This is a genomic window from Arthrobacter sp. BI5 (assembly GCF_056680065.1).
This window is the reverse complement of sequence record NZ_CM155264.1, coordinates 464,025-479,760: the sequence shown is the minus strand read 5'-3', so window position 1 is coordinate 479,760 and position 15,736 is coordinate 464,025. Positions and strand designations below refer to the sequence as shown.

Annotated in this window: 12 protein-coding genes and 1 pseudogene; 6 read left to right on the top strand and 7 right to left on the bottom strand. The window is 69.8% G+C overall.

Annotation, left to right across the window (positions count from 1 at the left end; genetic code table 11):
- Window positions 1-39: 39 nt before the first annotated feature.
- The 3 genes from AC1MED_RS02300 to AC1MED_RS02290 all read left to right on the top strand — a co-directional run bounded on the left by AC1MED_RS02300 (window position 40) and on the right by AC1MED_RS02290 (window position 2,879).
- Window positions 40-420 carry a DUF7793 family protein gene (locus AC1MED_RS02300; RefSeq protein WP_479785256.1) on the top strand — a complete coding sequence of 127 codons (381 nt, stop codon included), beginning with the start codon at window positions 40-42 and terminating at the stop codon, window positions 418-420.
- 77 nt (window positions 421-497) lie between these two features.
- The gene (locus AC1MED_RS02295) at window positions 498-2,036 is read left to right on the top strand and encodes a putative bifunctional diguanylate cyclase/phosphodiesterase (protein ID WP_479785255.1); all 1,539 of its coding nucleotides are present in this window, start codon (window positions 498-500) and stop codon (window positions 2,034-2,036) included.
- Window positions 2,037-2,066: 30 nt separating this feature from the next.
- Complete coding sequence (locus tag AC1MED_RS02290; RefSeq protein ID WP_479785254.1) at window positions 2,067-2,879, top strand: class I SAM-dependent methyltransferase; 813 nt, start codon at window positions 2,067-2,069, stop codon at window positions 2,877-2,879.
- A 50-nt stretch (window positions 2,880-2,929) separates the two neighbouring features.
- Here the strand turns inward: AC1MED_RS02290 and AC1MED_RS02285 are convergent, their stop codons facing one another.
- The 5 genes and pseudogenes from AC1MED_RS02285 to AC1MED_RS02265 form a co-directional block, all read right to left on the bottom strand.
- The gene (locus AC1MED_RS02285; RefSeq protein ID WP_479786750.1) at window positions 2,930-3,679 is read right to left on the bottom strand and encodes an ABC transporter permease subunit; all 750 of its coding nucleotides are present in this window, start codon (window positions 3,677-3,679) and stop codon (window positions 2,930-2,932) included.
- Window positions 3,680-3,872: 193 nt separating this feature from the next.
- Entirely contained in the window at window positions 3,873-4,883 is a 1,011-nt protein-coding gene (locus tag AC1MED_RS02280) for an ABC transporter ATP-binding protein (protein ID WP_479785253.1), read from the bottom strand.
- Complete coding sequence (locus AC1MED_RS02275; protein ID WP_479785252.1) at window positions 4,880-6,007, bottom strand: LolA family protein; 1,128 nt, start codon at window positions 6,005-6,007, stop codon at window positions 4,880-4,882. Before AC1MED_RS02275 ends, AC1MED_RS02280 begins: the two co-directional genes overlap by 4 nt.
- Before the next feature lie 57 nt (window positions 6,008-6,064).
- Window positions 6,065-8,886: pseudogene (locus AC1MED_RS02270) on the bottom strand (PEP/pyruvate-binding domain-containing protein).
- A gap of 45 nt (window positions 8,887-8,931) precedes the next feature.
- A complete protein-coding gene (locus AC1MED_RS02265) occupies window positions 8,932-9,969 on the bottom strand; it encodes a universal stress protein (RefSeq protein ID WP_479785251.1) in 1,038 nt (345 codons plus the stop codon).
- 380 nt (window positions 9,970-10,349) lie between these two features.
- Between AC1MED_RS02265 and AC1MED_RS02260 the strand changes: the two genes are divergently transcribed.
- Window positions 10,350-11,003, top strand: coding sequence for an FAD-binding protein (locus tag AC1MED_RS02260; protein ID WP_479786747.1), 654 nt, complete (start codon window positions 10,350-10,352; stop codon window positions 11,001-11,003).
- Here AC1MED_RS02260 and AC1MED_RS02255 read toward each other — a convergent pair.
- A complete protein-coding gene (locus AC1MED_RS02255; protein WP_479785250.1) occupies window positions 11,000-11,659 on the bottom strand; it encodes a copper resistance CopC family protein in 660 nt (219 codons plus the stop codon). The genes AC1MED_RS02260 and AC1MED_RS02255 overlap by 4 nt on opposite strands.
- A gap of 112 nt (window positions 11,660-11,771) precedes the next feature.
- Between AC1MED_RS02255 and AC1MED_RS02250 the strand changes: the two genes are divergently transcribed.
- Window positions 11,772-13,214: an NCS2 family permease gene (locus AC1MED_RS02250; protein WP_346958509.1), complete on the top strand. Its 1,443-nt coding sequence runs from the start codon at window positions 11,772-11,774 to the stop codon at window positions 13,212-13,214.
- A 169-nt stretch (window positions 13,215-13,383) separates the two neighbouring features.
- Window positions 13,384-14,355: a formimidoylglutamase gene (hutG, locus tag AC1MED_RS02245; RefSeq protein WP_479785249.1), complete on the top strand. Its 972-nt coding sequence runs from the start codon at window positions 13,384-13,386 to the stop codon at window positions 14,353-14,355.
- Between the two features lie 44 nt (window positions 14,356-14,399).
- On the opposite strand, the gene AC1MED_RS02240 is transcribed toward hutG, so the two are convergent.
- Complete coding sequence (locus AC1MED_RS02240) at window positions 14,400-15,704, bottom strand: cation:proton antiporter (protein WP_346958507.1); 1,305 nt, start codon at window positions 15,702-15,704, stop codon at window positions 14,400-14,402.
- Window positions 15,705-15,736: the final 32 nt, after the last annotated feature.

Sequence of the window (15,736 nt, the reverse complement as noted above, 5' to 3'; positions counted from 1 at the left end):
ACACTGTCGAAAAGCTCGGCGGTCCATTCAGGAGGTGACGTGGTCGTAGCACCGGAGACCGTGGACGGCGGCAAGGGCAGCGTCGTACTGCGCGACGACGGCCTCGTTCACCTGCTGTGGTCGCCTGGGATCAACATTGAGGTAGAGGACGCCAGGGCCGCAATGGCGAAAGTCAATGAAATATGCCGCGGCGTGCCTCACCCGATGCTTGTCGACATGGCTACCGTCGCCTCGGTGAGCCGGGAAGCCAGAAGCATCTGGTCGATTCCCTGCGACGCCGCCCGGATCGCTTTGTTGGGGCGTTCACCGGTGGACCGGGTCCTGGCGAACTTTTTTCTCGGCGTGCATATACCTCCCTGCCCTACGCGCTTCTTCACCTCCCGCGACGAGGCGACGGACTGGCTCTATGCCGAGCCGTAGAGGTCGGGATCTGGCGACTCAGCAGCAGCACCAGCGGCGCGCCGGACTTCACCGTATTTTTCCTCGGTCCGGGACACATGAGCCCTGAGGAGGGCATCGAGGACCCGCGCCTGCAGCAGTTGGTTGACGGCATTGTCCGGCTGGCCGCCGGAGAGCTGAGCGCGCGTATCGAGCCCTCAGAACAAAGAGATGCCATCGACGCCGTCATTACCGGCGTCAATCTCCTGGCCGAAGAGCTCGGGTATATCTACTCGGACCTTGAGGATCGCGTGGCGGCCCGAACGGCCATGTTGCGTCGAACGCAGGTGGAACTGGAGCATATGGCCAAGACCGATGCTCTGACCGGTCTGGCCAACAGGACTTTACTCAACGAGCGGATCCACGAGGCAATCCAGACCGGCCCGGTCGGCGAAGATGCCCCCGCCGTGCTCATACTGGATCTGGATTCATTCAAGGCTGTCAACGACACCTTGGGCCATAGCGCCGGCGACGCCGTTTTGGTCGAGGTCTCCCGCCGACTGCGTTCCGTCGTGCGGGCTGGCGACACCGTGGCGCGGCTCGGCGGCGATGAATTCGCGGTCCTCATCGTCGGAGCCAGCACCGAAGAAATCATGCTCATCGCGCACCGGGCCTGGGAAGCCCTACAGGAAAGCGTGGATATTGGCACAGAAACGGTCTGGAGCACGGGCAGCATCGGCATCTGTATCCGCGGCGCCGGGTACTCGGCAGAGGAACTGGTGCGTGGTGCCGACATTGCGATGTATCAAGCCAAAGCCCAGGGCAGGAACAAGGTCCAGCTCTTCCACCCGGATATGCTCAATGCCGTTCAGGAAAGATCGCGGATCACCGCCGAACTACGAACGGCAGCTGATAGTGGCCAGCTGGCGTTGCTTTACCAGCCGGTAGTCGAACTAGCGTCCGGCAGAGTCGCCGGTGTCGAGGCCCTCGTCCGGTGGCACCACCCCGTACACGGCACAATCATGCCGGACAGCTTCATTGGGATCGCCGAAGAAACCGGCCTGATCCAGGAACTTGGACGGTGGGTGCTCCACGAAGGAATCTCCCAACTGGGCCGCTGGAAACGAGCCGCACCCGAGCTATCGGATTTCTGCCTGCACATCAACCTCTCGGCCGCCGAACTCCTTCGAAACGATCTGCTCGAAGACGTCAGCGGGACCCTGGCGAAAAATGACATCGAACCGTCCCGCCTGGTCCTCGAGATTACCGAGAGCGTACTTATGTCCCGGGGTACGGGAGAAGAACAGGTACTGGAAAAACTCCGCGCCCTCGGCGTCGGGCTGCAGATCGATGACTTCGGCACCGGCTATTCATCCATCAGCTACCTTCGGACCCTTCCCGCCGACACAGTGAAGGTTGACCACTCCCTCATCAAAAACCTCGAATCCGACCTCCAGCAACAGAAATTCGTTGCTGCCATCCTGCAATTGATATCGGCAGCCGAACTGGAAGCGATCGTCGAGGGCATCGAAACCGCCGAACAGGCCGCTCAGCTGCAAGCAATGGGCTGCCTCTACGGGCAGGGCTATTACTTGGGACGCCCCGGCCCCGCCGCGGCGATACTCGAACGGATCAGCGGCTCCGAGCCCCGGCGGTAATGTTTGTCTATGCCGAAGTTTTGGGACCGAATGCTGCTAGTCCCGACCGTATCGCGCCTGGTGTCCGGTGCGCCGAAAGACCCGCATGCAGCCTGGGAACAATACTGGACCGGCATACGTGCCACGGGTGACAAAGGAGACGTTCTCTGGGACGCCGGCTCCGCGGCCGAGCGCAAACAGTACACAGAGATAGTTCTCGCGCATTTTGATCCGGACCTGCCCGTCATCGACATCGGATGCGGCAACGGGACGTACAGCAGATGGCTTGGCTCCCTTTTCCCCAAGGTCCTCGGGGTTGATGTCTCCGCCAGCGCCGTTGCGAGGGCCACTGGGGAAACCAGCGACAGCCAGAACCCCGCTTACGCAGTCCTGGACGCCACGGAGGCGGGCGCCGGAGAACTCCTCTTGGAGCGACTAGGGCCCGCGAACGTTTTCATCCGCGGAGTGTTTCACGTCCTCAAACCAGCCAAACAAGCCGCGCTGGCGGACAACCTGAGCACCATCGTCGGGGGAGCCGGACGCGTGTTTTTAGCCGAAACAAATTTCCCCGGAAACAGCCTCGACTACCTGGCCGAACTGGGTGCAACAAGAGGACACGTACCCGCACCCTTGCAGCGGGCCCTGCAAAACCTGCCCCGCCCGGGGCGTTTCGGCGCCGCGGAGCGACGCAGCGTCTTCCCCGACACAAGGTGGGGCACCCTCGCGGACGGACCGATCGACATCGAGGTCATCCCCATGAACCCCGCCGGCCGGCCGCAACGGGTTCCGGGTTACTTTGCCCTCATGGCCGGCGCGCAATCCCCGATGCCCGAGGGCACATCACTCGGCGCTCCGCGCGGTTAGGCCGTTCTGGCAGTCGGCACCGTTCACGGGTCCCCGGGATCTCGTCGGTCCTAGGAGAGCACGTCCTTCGTGGTGAAGCAGGCGTAGGCGAGGGCGCCGAAGAAGGCCAGGTAGCCGCCCTGCAGCAGCGCGTTGGCGGCGAACGATTCCCAGGCGACGGGCTGGCGCAACAGGTCGGCGAAGTCGAGCCACCGGTGCGTGAAGAGCCACGGGTGCAGCCACTCCAGCTGCGGCAGCGCGTCGGCAACCTGGGCGACGACGGCCAGCACCACCGTGGCCGCCATCGCACCGACGGGCACGTCCGTCAGGGACGACATGAACAGGCCAATGGCGGACAGTCCCACAAGTGAAACCGCCAGATAGGCGGCAATCAGCAGCAGCCGCCCGAACGCCTCGCCGGCGCCGATCGAGTCGCCGGAAAGCAGGGTCACCGGCCCCACCGGGAACAGCGCCGCTCCGATGCCTGCCCCGACCAGGGCCACCGTGAACGGAGCTGCGACGGCGAACACGGCGGCCCCGGCGTACTTGACCACCAGCAGCCGACCCCGCCCCGCCGGGGCAGCCAGGAGGTAGCGGAGCGTCCCCAGCCCGGCCTCGCCGGCCAAGGTGTCGCCTGCGACCACCCCGATCGTGAGGGGCAGGAATAACGGGACGGCGACCAGCATGGCCGTAACGCCGACGAACAGGCCGTTTTGGCTGATCCGGTCCAGGAACGCGGGCCCGCGGCCGGCCGGCACCGCCGAGGAGAGCCGCACGGCCACGGCGATCAGCACCGGGATGGCGGCCAGGGCGAGCAACATGGCCCAGGTCCGGCGGCGGCGGAAGAGCACACTCAGCTCGGAGCCGAGCAGCCGCAGGCCCGGTGCCCTGGCCACCCCCGGCGCCGAAGCGGCCGGCGCTGAAGCGGCAGCGGCCGGCGCCGAAGCGGCCGGCGGGGCAGCCGTCAGCTGAGGCTCCCCGGGGGCGGGGTCGCCTGGACTCGGGGCGGGCGGATCATTGCGCAACGTCGAACCCCTCCCCGGTCAATTCGACGAAGCGGTCCTCGAGGCTGCCCTGTTCGACGGCGAAGCCGCGGACCCTGACGCCGGCCGCCACGAGCTCCGCCACCAGCTTCTCCGGCGAGGGGGCGCCGGCGCCGGGACCGGCGGGCAGCGGAGCATACAGCACCTCGCCCCAGGTCCCGGCGGTCCCGCCGACGGAAGCACCGCCGTCGGGCCTCCCGCCGTCGACCTGCAGTCCCAGGCCGGCCATCACCTGGGTGGCGGCGCCGGGGTCCGGGGTCAGCAGCCGGACCCTGGCCTGCCCGGCCTGCCGCAGTTCGGGCAGGGGGCCCTGGGCCACCAGGCGGCCGGCGCTCATGATGGCGGCGTGCGTACAGATCTGTTCCACTTCGGCCAGCAGGTGGCTGGAGACGAACACGGTGGCGCCGTCCGCGGCGAGGGACCGGACGAGGTGCCGCACCTCGCGGGTACCCTGCGGGTCCAGGCCGTTGGTCGGCTCATCCAGCACCAGGAGCTCCCGGGGTGCCAGCAGCGCGTTGGCGATCCCCAGCCGTTGCTTCATGCCCAGCGAATAGGCCCGGACCTTTTTGTCCGCGGCGTGCGCCAGGCCCACCCGTTCCAGCGCTGCGTGCACCCGGGCGCGCCGGGTCCCGGCGGGGGCTTCCGGATCCGCGGCGTCAAAGCGCAGCAGGTTCGCGGCGCCGGAGAGGAAGGGGTAAAACGCCGGCCCTTCCACCAGGGCGCCCACCCGGGGCAGCACCGCGCGCAGCTGCCGCGGCATCTCCTCGCCCAGGACACGGACCGAGCCGCTCGACGCCGCCGCGAGGCCCAGCATGATCCGGATCGTGGTGGTCTTGCCCGAGCCGTTGGGGCCCAGGAAACCAAAGACCGAGCCTTTGGGTACCGCCAGGTCGACGCCGTCGACCGCCAGCTGCCGGCCGAAGCGCTTGCTCAGGCCCCGGGTCTCGATGCTCAGTTCGGCGGAAGGCGCGACGGCGGTCACCGGGCGGCAGCTGCGGCCTGGAGCCGCTCGAGCGGGACCGACCCGGCGAGGATGCGGCCGTCGTCCAGGATCAGCACGTTCAGCAGGGCGCTGGAGAGGAGCCTGCCACCGGCCACGGGGACCGCGGCCTGGGCCAGCAGCGACGCCGCGCTTCCGGGTTTGCCCTGTTGCTGCGGGGTGCCGTTGCCCAGCGCTGCCTGGGGCACGGTGCCGGCGGGCAGTTCGACGATGGACTCCCAGCCGGTCCCGCTGATTTTGGCTTTGTCCTGCGCAGCCGCGGCGGGGGCCTTCGTGGCCGGACCGGGCCGTTCCTTGGCGCCGGCTGCCTTGTGGTCCGGAACCGGGAGCTCCTTGACGGTGGCGCCGGGCGGCGGGCTGAACTGGAAGATGGCGGCGTCCGGGGCCTCCAGCGAAAGCTTGGTGAAGGCGACGCTGAACGCCGGTTCGGCCTGGCCGCGCGCCCTCAGCTCGACGCCGAGCGGCATGCCGCTTTGGCCGTCGACCGAAACGGCCACCGAGGCCAGCAGCGTGGTCGAGGAGCGGGGCGTGAGCACCAGGCGGTAGGCGGCGCGCCCGGCGACCTCCACGTCCGCGCCGACGCTCACATCGCTGCTGCGGTCCAGCGTGGCGAGGAGCTTCGCGGCCAGCACGTCCGGGGTGGGCACGGACTCCTGGCCGGACGGGTGGCGGTCTCCGGACCGGGCCGGGAGCACCGCGTGCGCGGCGGTGTTGTCCTTGGAGTTGTAGAACCAAAGCTCGTTGCCGTGCCGGATGACGTCGCGCTCGGCGAGCCGGTCCATCACCTGGACGCGGGCGTTCTGCGCCCCGTCGCGGTAAACCCTGGCCGTATGCGGTCCGGTCAGGAGTTCCAGCCAGGCGGTGTCGGCCGAGGCCGTTCCCGGACCGGTCTGCGGAAGTTCCGGCAGGCCCAGCTCGGAGGTCTGTTCCAGGGTCCCGGAGAAGGATGTCTGGCGGTGCTGGGCTACCAGCTCCAGCACTTGCTGGGGGGATTTGGCCGGCAGCGGATCCTGCGCGCTGGCCGGCAGGGATCCCGTCAGCACGCCGGCGGCGATCACGGCAGGGACGGTTGCGGCCGGCAGCCAGCGCAACCAGGTACGGGTCATTATGACCGCGCTCCAATATGGCTCATCATTCAAGGTTACGCCCGGAATCGGCAGGGATCACCGGGCGCCGGCAGATTCTTCCGCACCGCCGTCCGGAGCCTGCAGCGGGACCGCCGGCAGCACGGTGCCGGCGCCGCCGTCAACCGTAATGTCCTGCCCGGTGGCGATCAGCGAGGTGGCCTCCGGAACCCCGACGACGGCGGGAATCCCGTATTCCCGGGCGACGACGGCGCCGTGCGAGTTGGGGCCGCCCATTTCCATCACCAGTCCGCCGGCGGTCAGGAACAGCGGCGTCCAGCCCGGGTCCGTCGAGGGCGCCACGAGGATCTCGCCGGGCTCCAGCTGCGCCCCTTGTGGCTCCAGGATGACACGGGCCCTGGCGGTGACGGTGCCGGCCGAGGCCGGGCTGCCGGTCAGGAGCCCCGGGTTTCCCGCTGCTGTCCGGCCGGCACCGCCCGGCCGCGCCTCCGGTTCCGTCCCGTCCGAGAGCAGCACCCGCGGGATGTGCCGGCGGCCAAGTTCCCGGACGTAGGCTTCCCGGCGCTGCGCCACCAGGTCCTGCAGCGGCGCCCCGGCGAGGGCCTGCCGGACGTCGACCAGGTCCAGGAAAAAGACATCGTCCGGATCCGTGATGCGGGCGGCCGCCGCCAGCTCCGTCCCGATGGCCTGAAGTTGGACCCGGACCGCGGCCAGGGCCTCCACGATGTGGTACTTCGGCAGTTCCCGCAGCCCGGCGAACATCCTGGTGCGTCTCAGCGCCGCCCGCACCACCGCGCCACGCAGCCTGCCTCGCTCCCCCGCGGCCGCGGCGAGCCGCTCCACCTGGGCCTCGGCGTCCCGGGCGGCCCTGCTGAACTGACGGTCCGGGGCCTGGCCGGGGTCCTCCAGGCGCAGATAGTTGGCCAGGACTCCGAAGATGTAGGCAGGGTCATCGGACCAGCGCGGCATCCCGACGTCGATTTCCGCCACGGCCCGGTGGCCGTAGCGGCCCAGGAAAGCGGTGAGCCCTGACTGCACGCCGGAGGGCAGCGTTCCCGCCCGGTAGCGGCGGACCCGGTCCGGGACCGCCGCACCGTCGCGGGAGCCGTCGTCGGTGACCGCCGCGCCGTCGAACACCGCTGCGGACTCGGCGTCGGCCCGGATGGCTGCGGCGAGCTGCCAGAGCGCCAGGTCCATTTCCGTGGTGACGTTGCGGGGCAGTCCCCGCAGCACCTGTTGCAGCGCCCCCGGTCCGGGTTTTGGGCCCAGCAGCCTGCCGGCGGCCGCCAGCAGGGCGAAGCCCAGGGCCGGCAGGGGCAGGATGTTGGGCACCACCGGAAAGAGCTCCCGGCCAAGGATCCGCTCCACGTGGTCCAGCCGCTGCTCCGCGGTGGCACCGGCCGGGACTACCAGGGCGGCCCGGAACCGTTTACCGAACTGCTCCGCCCGGCGCAGCGCCGCCTCCGGCCGGAACAGTGCCCGGAGCAGCGAGCCGGGGACCCGGGCCCGCACCGCCACCGGGCCGATGTGCCGCAGCACCCGCCACGGGGACCGGCTGGTAACCGAAAAGCGGGGGTCCTGGAACAGCTGCCGCAACACGGCCGCGGAGCGGGCCTCCATCACGTCGAACACCCGGGGAACGATCGCCCGTCCGACGGCGCTGCGCACCACCGGGGTCAGGTCAAAGAAGAGCCGCTGCCCGGCCTGGACGTACGGCGCCGGCCCGTCATGCGGGGCGGGGACCTCGAACTGCGCCGCACGGGCCACGGACGAGGCGATCAGCCGGAAGGCCGCCAGCCCCATTGGGGTCAGCGGGCGGGTCAGGCCCTGGGCCAGGCTGAAACACAGGTAGACGCGGGTCCCGTCCCGGACCGTCGCACGCTCGGGCAAGGGGTAGAGCGTGGTGATGGCCCGGGACTGCGTCAACCATGCCGCGCCGCGCCGTCGATCGCCCATTCGAGGTCCTGCGGCGCGCCGAAGTGCACTTCCGCGCGGCGGCCCAGCAGCTCCAGCGCCAGCAGCCGGGCGTCGTCGACGCAGGGCGCCGTGCCGGCGTCGGGCTGGACGATCCGTTCGGTTCCGCCGCCCGGCAGCGGCCGGATGACCAGTTTTTTGCTGCCGATCCGGCGCTCCAGAATCCGCCGGGTGGCGCTGTCGACGACGAAGTGGTCCGGGTTGACCGCCCCGGACACCACCGCCTCGCCGAGGCCCGGGCTGGCGTCGATGACCGCTTCGTGCCGCCGGCCGGTGACCGGATTCGCGGTGAACAGGACTCCGGCCACCGCTGCGTCCACCATCCGCTGGACCACCACCGCAAGCGCCACCGACCCGGGGCCGATCGCGTGGGCGGCGCGGTAGCTCACGGCGCGGTCCGTCCAGAGCGAGGCCCAGCACTGCCGGACCGCGGCCAGGACCGCGTCGACGCCCACGACGTTGAGGAAGCTGTCCTGCTGGCCGGCGAAGCTGGCAAAGGGCAGGTCCTCGGCGGTGGCGGAGGAGCGCACCGCCACCGGGACGTCCGGGCCCAGCGCCGCGTAGGCGTCCTGCACGGCCGCGTTAATCTCCGCTGGAACTTCTGCGGCCAGGACCAGCCGGCGGGCGGCGGCGGCCAGTCCGGCGAGCCTGGCGAGGTCCCGGGGCGCGGCCGCGGCCAGCTCTGCGTGGACGGCGTCGAGCGCGGCAGTGGACGTGGCCTGCCGGTAGGCCCGGGTGGTCAGGCAGACACCCGGCGGAACCGGCAGCCCTGCGCGCAGCAGTTCGCCGAGGTTGGCCGCCTTGCCGCCCACGGCGGGCAGCAGCTCCGCGCCGGCCTGCTCCAGGGCGACCACCAGCCCCGGCGTCGGTTCCGGCGGTTGCGGTGGGCGCCGCCGCGGCGCTCCTGGATCGGGTAGCTGCCCCATCTGCCGGCCCCCTTCAACGACGAAGCATGCGGTCCCGGCGGTGGGCTAGGAGTCGCCGAGCATCGGGCCGAAGCTGGCCCGGTCGGCCAGCCGCGGGTCCTCACGGTCCGGGACCACCATCACCGGGCCCTTGGCGTGGTGCAGGATCCCGTCGGACGTGGATCCCAGCAGCATCCCGGTGAAGCCGCCGCGGCCGCGGGTGCCCACCACTACGAGTTCCACGTGCCGGCTGGCCTCGACGAGGATGTCGATCGGGGAGCCGTCCACAAGCTGGGTTTCAACCTCGAGCCGCGGGAAGTGGCCCTTGAGCCACGCCACGCCGGCGTCGAGCTGGACGCGGATATCCGCGAAGAGGGCTTCGCGGTCCATCGGGGCCGGGACCCAGGCGAGGGAGCCGCTGTATTGCGGGACCGCGCAGACCAGGCGCAGCGGCGCGGAGAGCCGTTCGGCTTGGGCCGCCGCCTCCAGGACCGCCACCCGGGCCTGCTCGGAGCCGTCCACGCCCACCACCACGACGTTTTCGACCGGCTGGTGGCCGGATTTTTCCCGTTCGGCCCGGACGTGTTTGTCCTGCGTGGTTTCGCCCAGCCGGTCGCCGCAGATGAGCGGCACCGTGACCGTGGGGCACTTGGCGTGCGCGGGAAGCGCGCTGCTGACCGATCCGAGGAGCCGGCCTACGAAGCCGCCCCGGCCGCGGGTGCCGAAAACCAGCAGTTCGGCGGTTTCGGTCATGTCCAGCAGGACCCCGGAGGCGTCCCCGTTCTCCACCGACGCATCGACGTCGATGTTGTAGCCGGCTACCTTGTCCATTGCCTGCTTCAGGATGGCTTCGGCGCCCTCCCGGATGACTGAATCGTCGACCGTGGCGTACCCGCCATCCAGCCCGGAGGCGGCGAAGACGGGCACCGAGTAGGCGGTCACGATGTGCAGCGGGCTGCCCCGTCGCGCCGCTTCGCGGGCGGCCCAGACCAGGGCACAGTGGCTGTGCTCCGAGCCGTCCACGCCGACGACGATCCCCCGAGGAGCGGACCGCTCGCCGGCGTCGTCCCCCGCCGGATCCGGGTACACCTGTTCTCGGGCCATGGGGTCCGCCTCCTCGCGTTACGTGGCTGTGTTGCGGCTATTCTGCCAGAAGTGTCAGGGTGCGGCGTCCACTGGAGGCGCAGGCAGGATTTACCAGGTGTTTACATACTTTGTGCCCGGGCCCGAAACCCGCGCAGCGGCGGCGGCCGGGCCTGCCGGAGCCTGGTTAAAACGCCGTAAAGCCGCGCAAATAGCAAAGCCGGACAGGCCCTGTTCACAGCCCGCAATCTTGGGTATCCTCTGAGGCATTGCTGAACCGAGACTCGTCTTTCAGATCGCCGGCTCCCTTGCGGGGCGCGTCAGGACGGATCGCCGGACCAGCGTTCCGGGCATCGGCCCGGAATCCGCACCATTCGAGGAGGGACCCCGCAGTGTCGAGCATGCCTGTGTACGGCGGTATCGAACGGACCAGCACTGTGGTCATCGGCACGGGCCTGTCCGGACTGGCGGTCGCCAGCGAACTGCAGCGCCGGGGTGTCGGAGCCATCGTGGTTGACGGACTGGACCTGCTCGGTGCCGGAAACCCGGCCAATACCTCCTCGCTGCAGCGCTGCGACGCGGCGGACGCTGCCACCCTCAGGGAGCGCAACGAAATCCTGCGCCACCTGCGGAACTACGCCGCCAGCCACAGCCTCGACATCCGCAACAACGTGCGGGCTCTGCAGCTGGACCACCTGGAGGCGGACGGCCGGGCGGTCGAGGGCCTTGACTTCCAAGAAGCCGGACACCCGGCGCAGCAGTGGGCCGTCAGCACGCCCAATGGCATCCTGTACGCCGACCATCTGGTGCTGACCCGCTGCGCGCACAGCCAACTGCGCCGCATGCTTGCCGACATGGGGGTGGCCGCAGGCCAGAACCTGATGGCGGCCATGCACGCGCTCGGCATGTACCTCGTCGGTGTCGGCGAGCTGATCACTCCCACGCCGAAGGAAGTCCTGCGCCAGGCCAAGCTGGTGGGCCAGGCGATTTCCGCCAAGGTCCACCCGGAGGGTATGCCGTCGCTGCTGCCAGCGGGCCTGGCGTTGCCGGCCTAGGAGCCGGCTTCGCCGTCGGTTCCGGCGCTCTCGTCTCCGTTGGGGCCGGCGCCGTCTTTAAGCCGCCGCTTCGCCATCAGGCCCAAGGCAACCAGGATGCCCACCGCCACCGCCACGAAGATCACGATGCTCCACGGGAAGGGCTGCGAGGCGTCCGGGGCCGGGGACGAGGGCGCGACCGTGGTTCCCGGCTGGGCGGTACCCAGCGTCGGTACCGATCCCGACGCCGGGGCCGTGCCGACCGCCGTCGAACCTGCGCCCGCCGCCGCCGCGGCGGTGAAGGTGAAGGTGCCCTCGATCGGGTGACCGTCCGCGCTGGCCACCCGCCACTGCACGGTGAAGGACCCTGCCGGTGCGCCCGTCTTGAGCTTCTGCGACGCCACGTTGTCCACGATCTCCACCGCGCCGTCGGCCCAGTTGGTCCCTGCGGCGTCGCTGACCTTGATCTGCGTGCCGATCGCCAGCGGTTTGTTGGTGAGCGTGAGTGACACCGAGGCCGGCGGGGTGGGCAGCGTCGCGCCGGCGGCCGGGCTGGTGGACTCCACGGCGTCGTGGGCCAACGCCGGAGCGGCACCCAGGAGCGCGATGCCCAGCAGGACCGCCACGGCGGTGATCAGGCCCAGCAAGGCGCCCGGAAGTTCTCGGATTGAACGCATGGAAGAACTGCTCCTTGTGTTGGCTTCCTTACAGACTAGGCGAATTTGGCAGGTGGGCGCCGTCACGCCTAATAGGATTTAGCTAACACCCCCTTTCCCTCCCGGAGGACCAATGCTTAAGCAGGGCTCTGCACTCGACCGGTATTTCAAGATTTCCGAGCGGGGGTCGAACTTCTCGCGCGAGATCCGTGGCGGGTTCGCCACGTTCTTTGCCATGAGCTACATCGTGGTGCTGAATCCGCTGATCCTTTCCGGCCCGGATTCGTCCGGCGGGACGCTCGGCTTCCCGGCTGTCGCCGCCGTGACCGCCTTCGCGGCGGGCATCCTGACGATCCTGATGGGGGCCTGGGCCAAGCACCCCTTCGCGCTGGCTACCGGCCTGGGCGTCAACGCGTTCGTGGCCGTCACCGTCGCCACCAACCCGGGCCTGACCTGGCCGGACATGATGGGCCTGGTGGTCCTCTCCGGCGTCACCATGCTGATCCTGGTGCTGACCGGTTTCCGGACCGCCGTGTTCAAGGCCGTCCCGGAAGGGCTCAAGACCGCGATCGTGGTCGGCATCGGCCTCTTTATCGCCCTGATCGGCCTGGTCAACGCCGGCTTCGTCCGCCGCATCCCTGACGTCGCCGGCACCACCGTGCCCGTCGGCCTCGGCTTCGACGGCAAGCTGCTGGGCTGGCCCACGCTGGTGTTTGTGGTCGGCCTGATCCTGACCATCGCCCTGGTGGTCCGCAAGGTCAAGGGCGCGATCCTGATCGGCATCATCACCTCCACCATCCTGTCCGTGATCCTGGAATTCACCCTGCACATCGGGCCCAGCTTTGACGGCAAGAACTTCAACCCGCAGGGCTGGTCCCTGGTGGCGCCCAAGTTCACCGAATGGGCCGCCCCGGACCTGTCCCTGATCGGCAAGGCCAACCCGTTCGGCGCGTTCGAGCACCTCGGCTTCGTCGCCGCGACCCTGCTGGCGTTCGTGATCCTGCTGAGCATCTTCTTCGACGCGATGGGCACCATGGTGGGCCTGGCCACCGAGGCCGGCACCATCGACAAGGACGGCAACATCCCCAACGTGGACCGCGTGCTGCAGATTGACGCCCTGGGCGCGATCGTGGGCGGCGGCGCGTCCGTCTCCTCCAACCAGATCTACGTTGAATCCGGCGCCGGCATCGGCGAAGGCGCCCGCACCGGCCTGGCCTCGATCGTCACCGGCCTGTTGTTCCTGGTCGCCATGTTCTTCACCCCGCTGATCAACCTGGTCCCGTTCGAAGCCGTGGCCCCGGCGCTCGTCGTCGTCGGTTTCATGATGGTCTCCCAGGTCGGCAAGATCGACTGGCAGGACTGGGGCATCGCGATCCCCGCGTTCCTGACCTTCACGCTGATGCCGTTCACCTACTCGATCGCCAACGGCCTCGGCGCCGGCTTCATCTCCTTTGTGCTGATCCGCCTGGTCCAGGGCCGCGCCCGCGAAGTGCACCCGCTGATGTGGGTTGTGGCCGCCGCGTTCCTGCTGTTCTTCGGGATCGGCCCGATCGAGGCCGCGCTCGGCCTGCACTAAGGATCCCGGCCCTCCCCCTCCGCCGAGATGGCATTTGGCGGCAGTGTTTTTGGAAAACATTGCCGCCAAATGTCATCTCGGCGGCGTTTAAGCCGGGGTTTCCGGGATTTCGGACACCCCGACGGCGGCGCTGCTGGTTTTCCGCCCCGGGCTGCGGTGAGCTAGGGACATGCCTTCCGCCAACCCCGCCGTTGATGTCCCGCCGCAGCCCTGGACCGGAAGGTTCGACGGCGACGGCGCCGACCACCGCCGCTGGTGGCAGGCGGTAACGCCCCACACTGGGCACCCGGCTGCGCACCCGCAGCCGGCCCGCTCCCCCGCCGCCCGGCCCGCCGTCATCCTCGGCTTCGGCAGCGACGCCGGCGTGCGGCGCAACAAGGGCCGGGTCGGGGCGGCTGCCGCACCCGCCGCCATCCGCGCCGCGCTCGGCCCGCTCGCCTTCCACCTGGACCGGGAAATCCACGACGCCGGCGATGTCACCGTGGCCGGGGACACGCTCGAGGCCGGGCAGGCGCGGGCCGGACTGGCCATCACCGGGCTGCTCGACGCCGGCGCCCTGCCCGTGGTCCTGGGCGGCGGCCATGAAACCGCGTTCGCCAGCTACCTGGGCGTCGCCGGGTCCGCCGCGGTCCGCGAAGGCCTGAGCCTGGGGGTGCTGAACCTGGATGCCCACTTCGACCTCCGCGACGAGCCCGTGCCCAGTTCCGGCACCCCGTTCCTGCAGATGGCCCGGGCGGAAGCCGCCGCGGGCCGCGAACTGAAGTACGCCGTCGTCGGGATCTCCGAACCGAACAACACCCGTGCGCTGTTCCGGACCGCGGCGGATCTGGGCGTGGACTACCTGCTGGACGAGGACTGCTCCGCGGACGCCGCGCAGGCGTTCGTGGCCGCGTTCCTGGCCCAGGTGGACGCGCTGTACCTGACGATCGACCTGGACGTGCTGCCGGCGTCGGTGGCACCCGGGGTGAGCGCCCCTGCCGCCTACGGCGTCCCGCTGCCGGTGATCGCAGCGGTCTGCCGGCAGGTGGCCGCGAGCGGGAAACTGCTGCACCTTGATGTCGCGGAGCTGAACCCGGAGTTCGACGTCGACGGCCGCACCGCCACGGTCGCCGCGCGGCTGATCAATACGCTGCTGCGGTAGCCGGCCGGCGGGGTTAGGGCGGGGCGGAGTTGAAGCCGGGCCGCTCAGATGGCGGTGTGCGGGGCCTGGCCCTCGTCGCCGTGCTCTTCCACCGCGCGGCGCTCGCGCAGCCGATCCAGCCGGTTCATCACCGGCGCCGTCGTTGCGCCGTGCAGCACGATCGACATGGCCACGACCAGCCCCACAAAGGCCCAGAGTTCCTGCGCCTGTGCGCCGAAGTTTCCGTGGCCCAGGGCGTAAGCGAGGTAGTAGAGCGAGCCGATGCCGCGGATGCCGAAGAAGGAGATGGCGATCCGTTCCCGCGGGCCGGTCTTGCCCCGCGCCAGCCCGAGCCAGCCCGCCAGCGGACGCACCAGCAGCAGGAAGGCCAGCGCCACCAGCACCTCGGTCCAGCCGATCCCGGCGAGGAGGCCGCGGGCGATCGCGCCGCCCAGCAGGACCAGGATGACCACGGTCAGGAGCCGCTCCAACTGCTCCACGTAGGAGTGCATCACCCGGTGGAAACCGTGGGTGCGTTCCGCGGCCCGGATGGTGACGGCGCAGACGAACACCGCGACGAAGCCGTAGCCCTCGATCAGCTCGGTCACCCCGTAGGCCAGGAACGTCGCCGCCAGTGCCACGAACCCCTCGGAGTGGTTGGAGAGCCGGATGCTCTCGTGCCGGGCCGTGAAGAAGAGCCGGCCCAGCAGCTTGCCCGTCCCGACGCCCAGCAAGACGCCGATGCCGATCCGCCAGAGCACGTCCACCGCGAGAAAGTTACCGAGCCAGCCGGACGGCGAGGCCCCGACAAAGCTGATGGCAATGGCGAGGTAGACGAACGGGAACGCCAGGCCGTCGTTCAGGCCGGCTTCGGAGGTCAGCCCGAAGCGGATCTCGTCCTCGCGTTCGGTTTCCTCTTCCTCGTCGGCGGGCTCCCCCACCTGCACCTCGGAGGCCAGGACCGGGTCGGTCGGTGCCAGCGCGGCCGCTACGAGGAGGGCGGCGCCCAGGCCGAGGCCCAGGAACCACAGCCCCAGCAGGGTCAGGCCGATGATGCACAGCGGCATGGCCAGTCCCAGCATCCGCCAGGTCGTGGACCACCGCCGGAGCCCCAGCGGCCGGTCCAGCGCCAGCCCGGCTCCCATCAGCGAGATGATGACGCAGACTTCGGTCAGGTGGGTGACGAACTCCCCGTGCTGCAGCGGATCAGGGTCCGGCAGCGCCGGCATCAGCGTGAACGCCAGCATGCCGGCGCCCAGGAAGACCATCGGCATCGAGAGCGGCGCGTTGCGCAGCAGCTTGGGCAGCACCGCCGCGATGAAGACGGCGATTCCGGCCGCGACGAAGACAATACTGGAACCCTCAAACATCTGCACGCCCTCCTGCCGCGACCGGGGAGCAG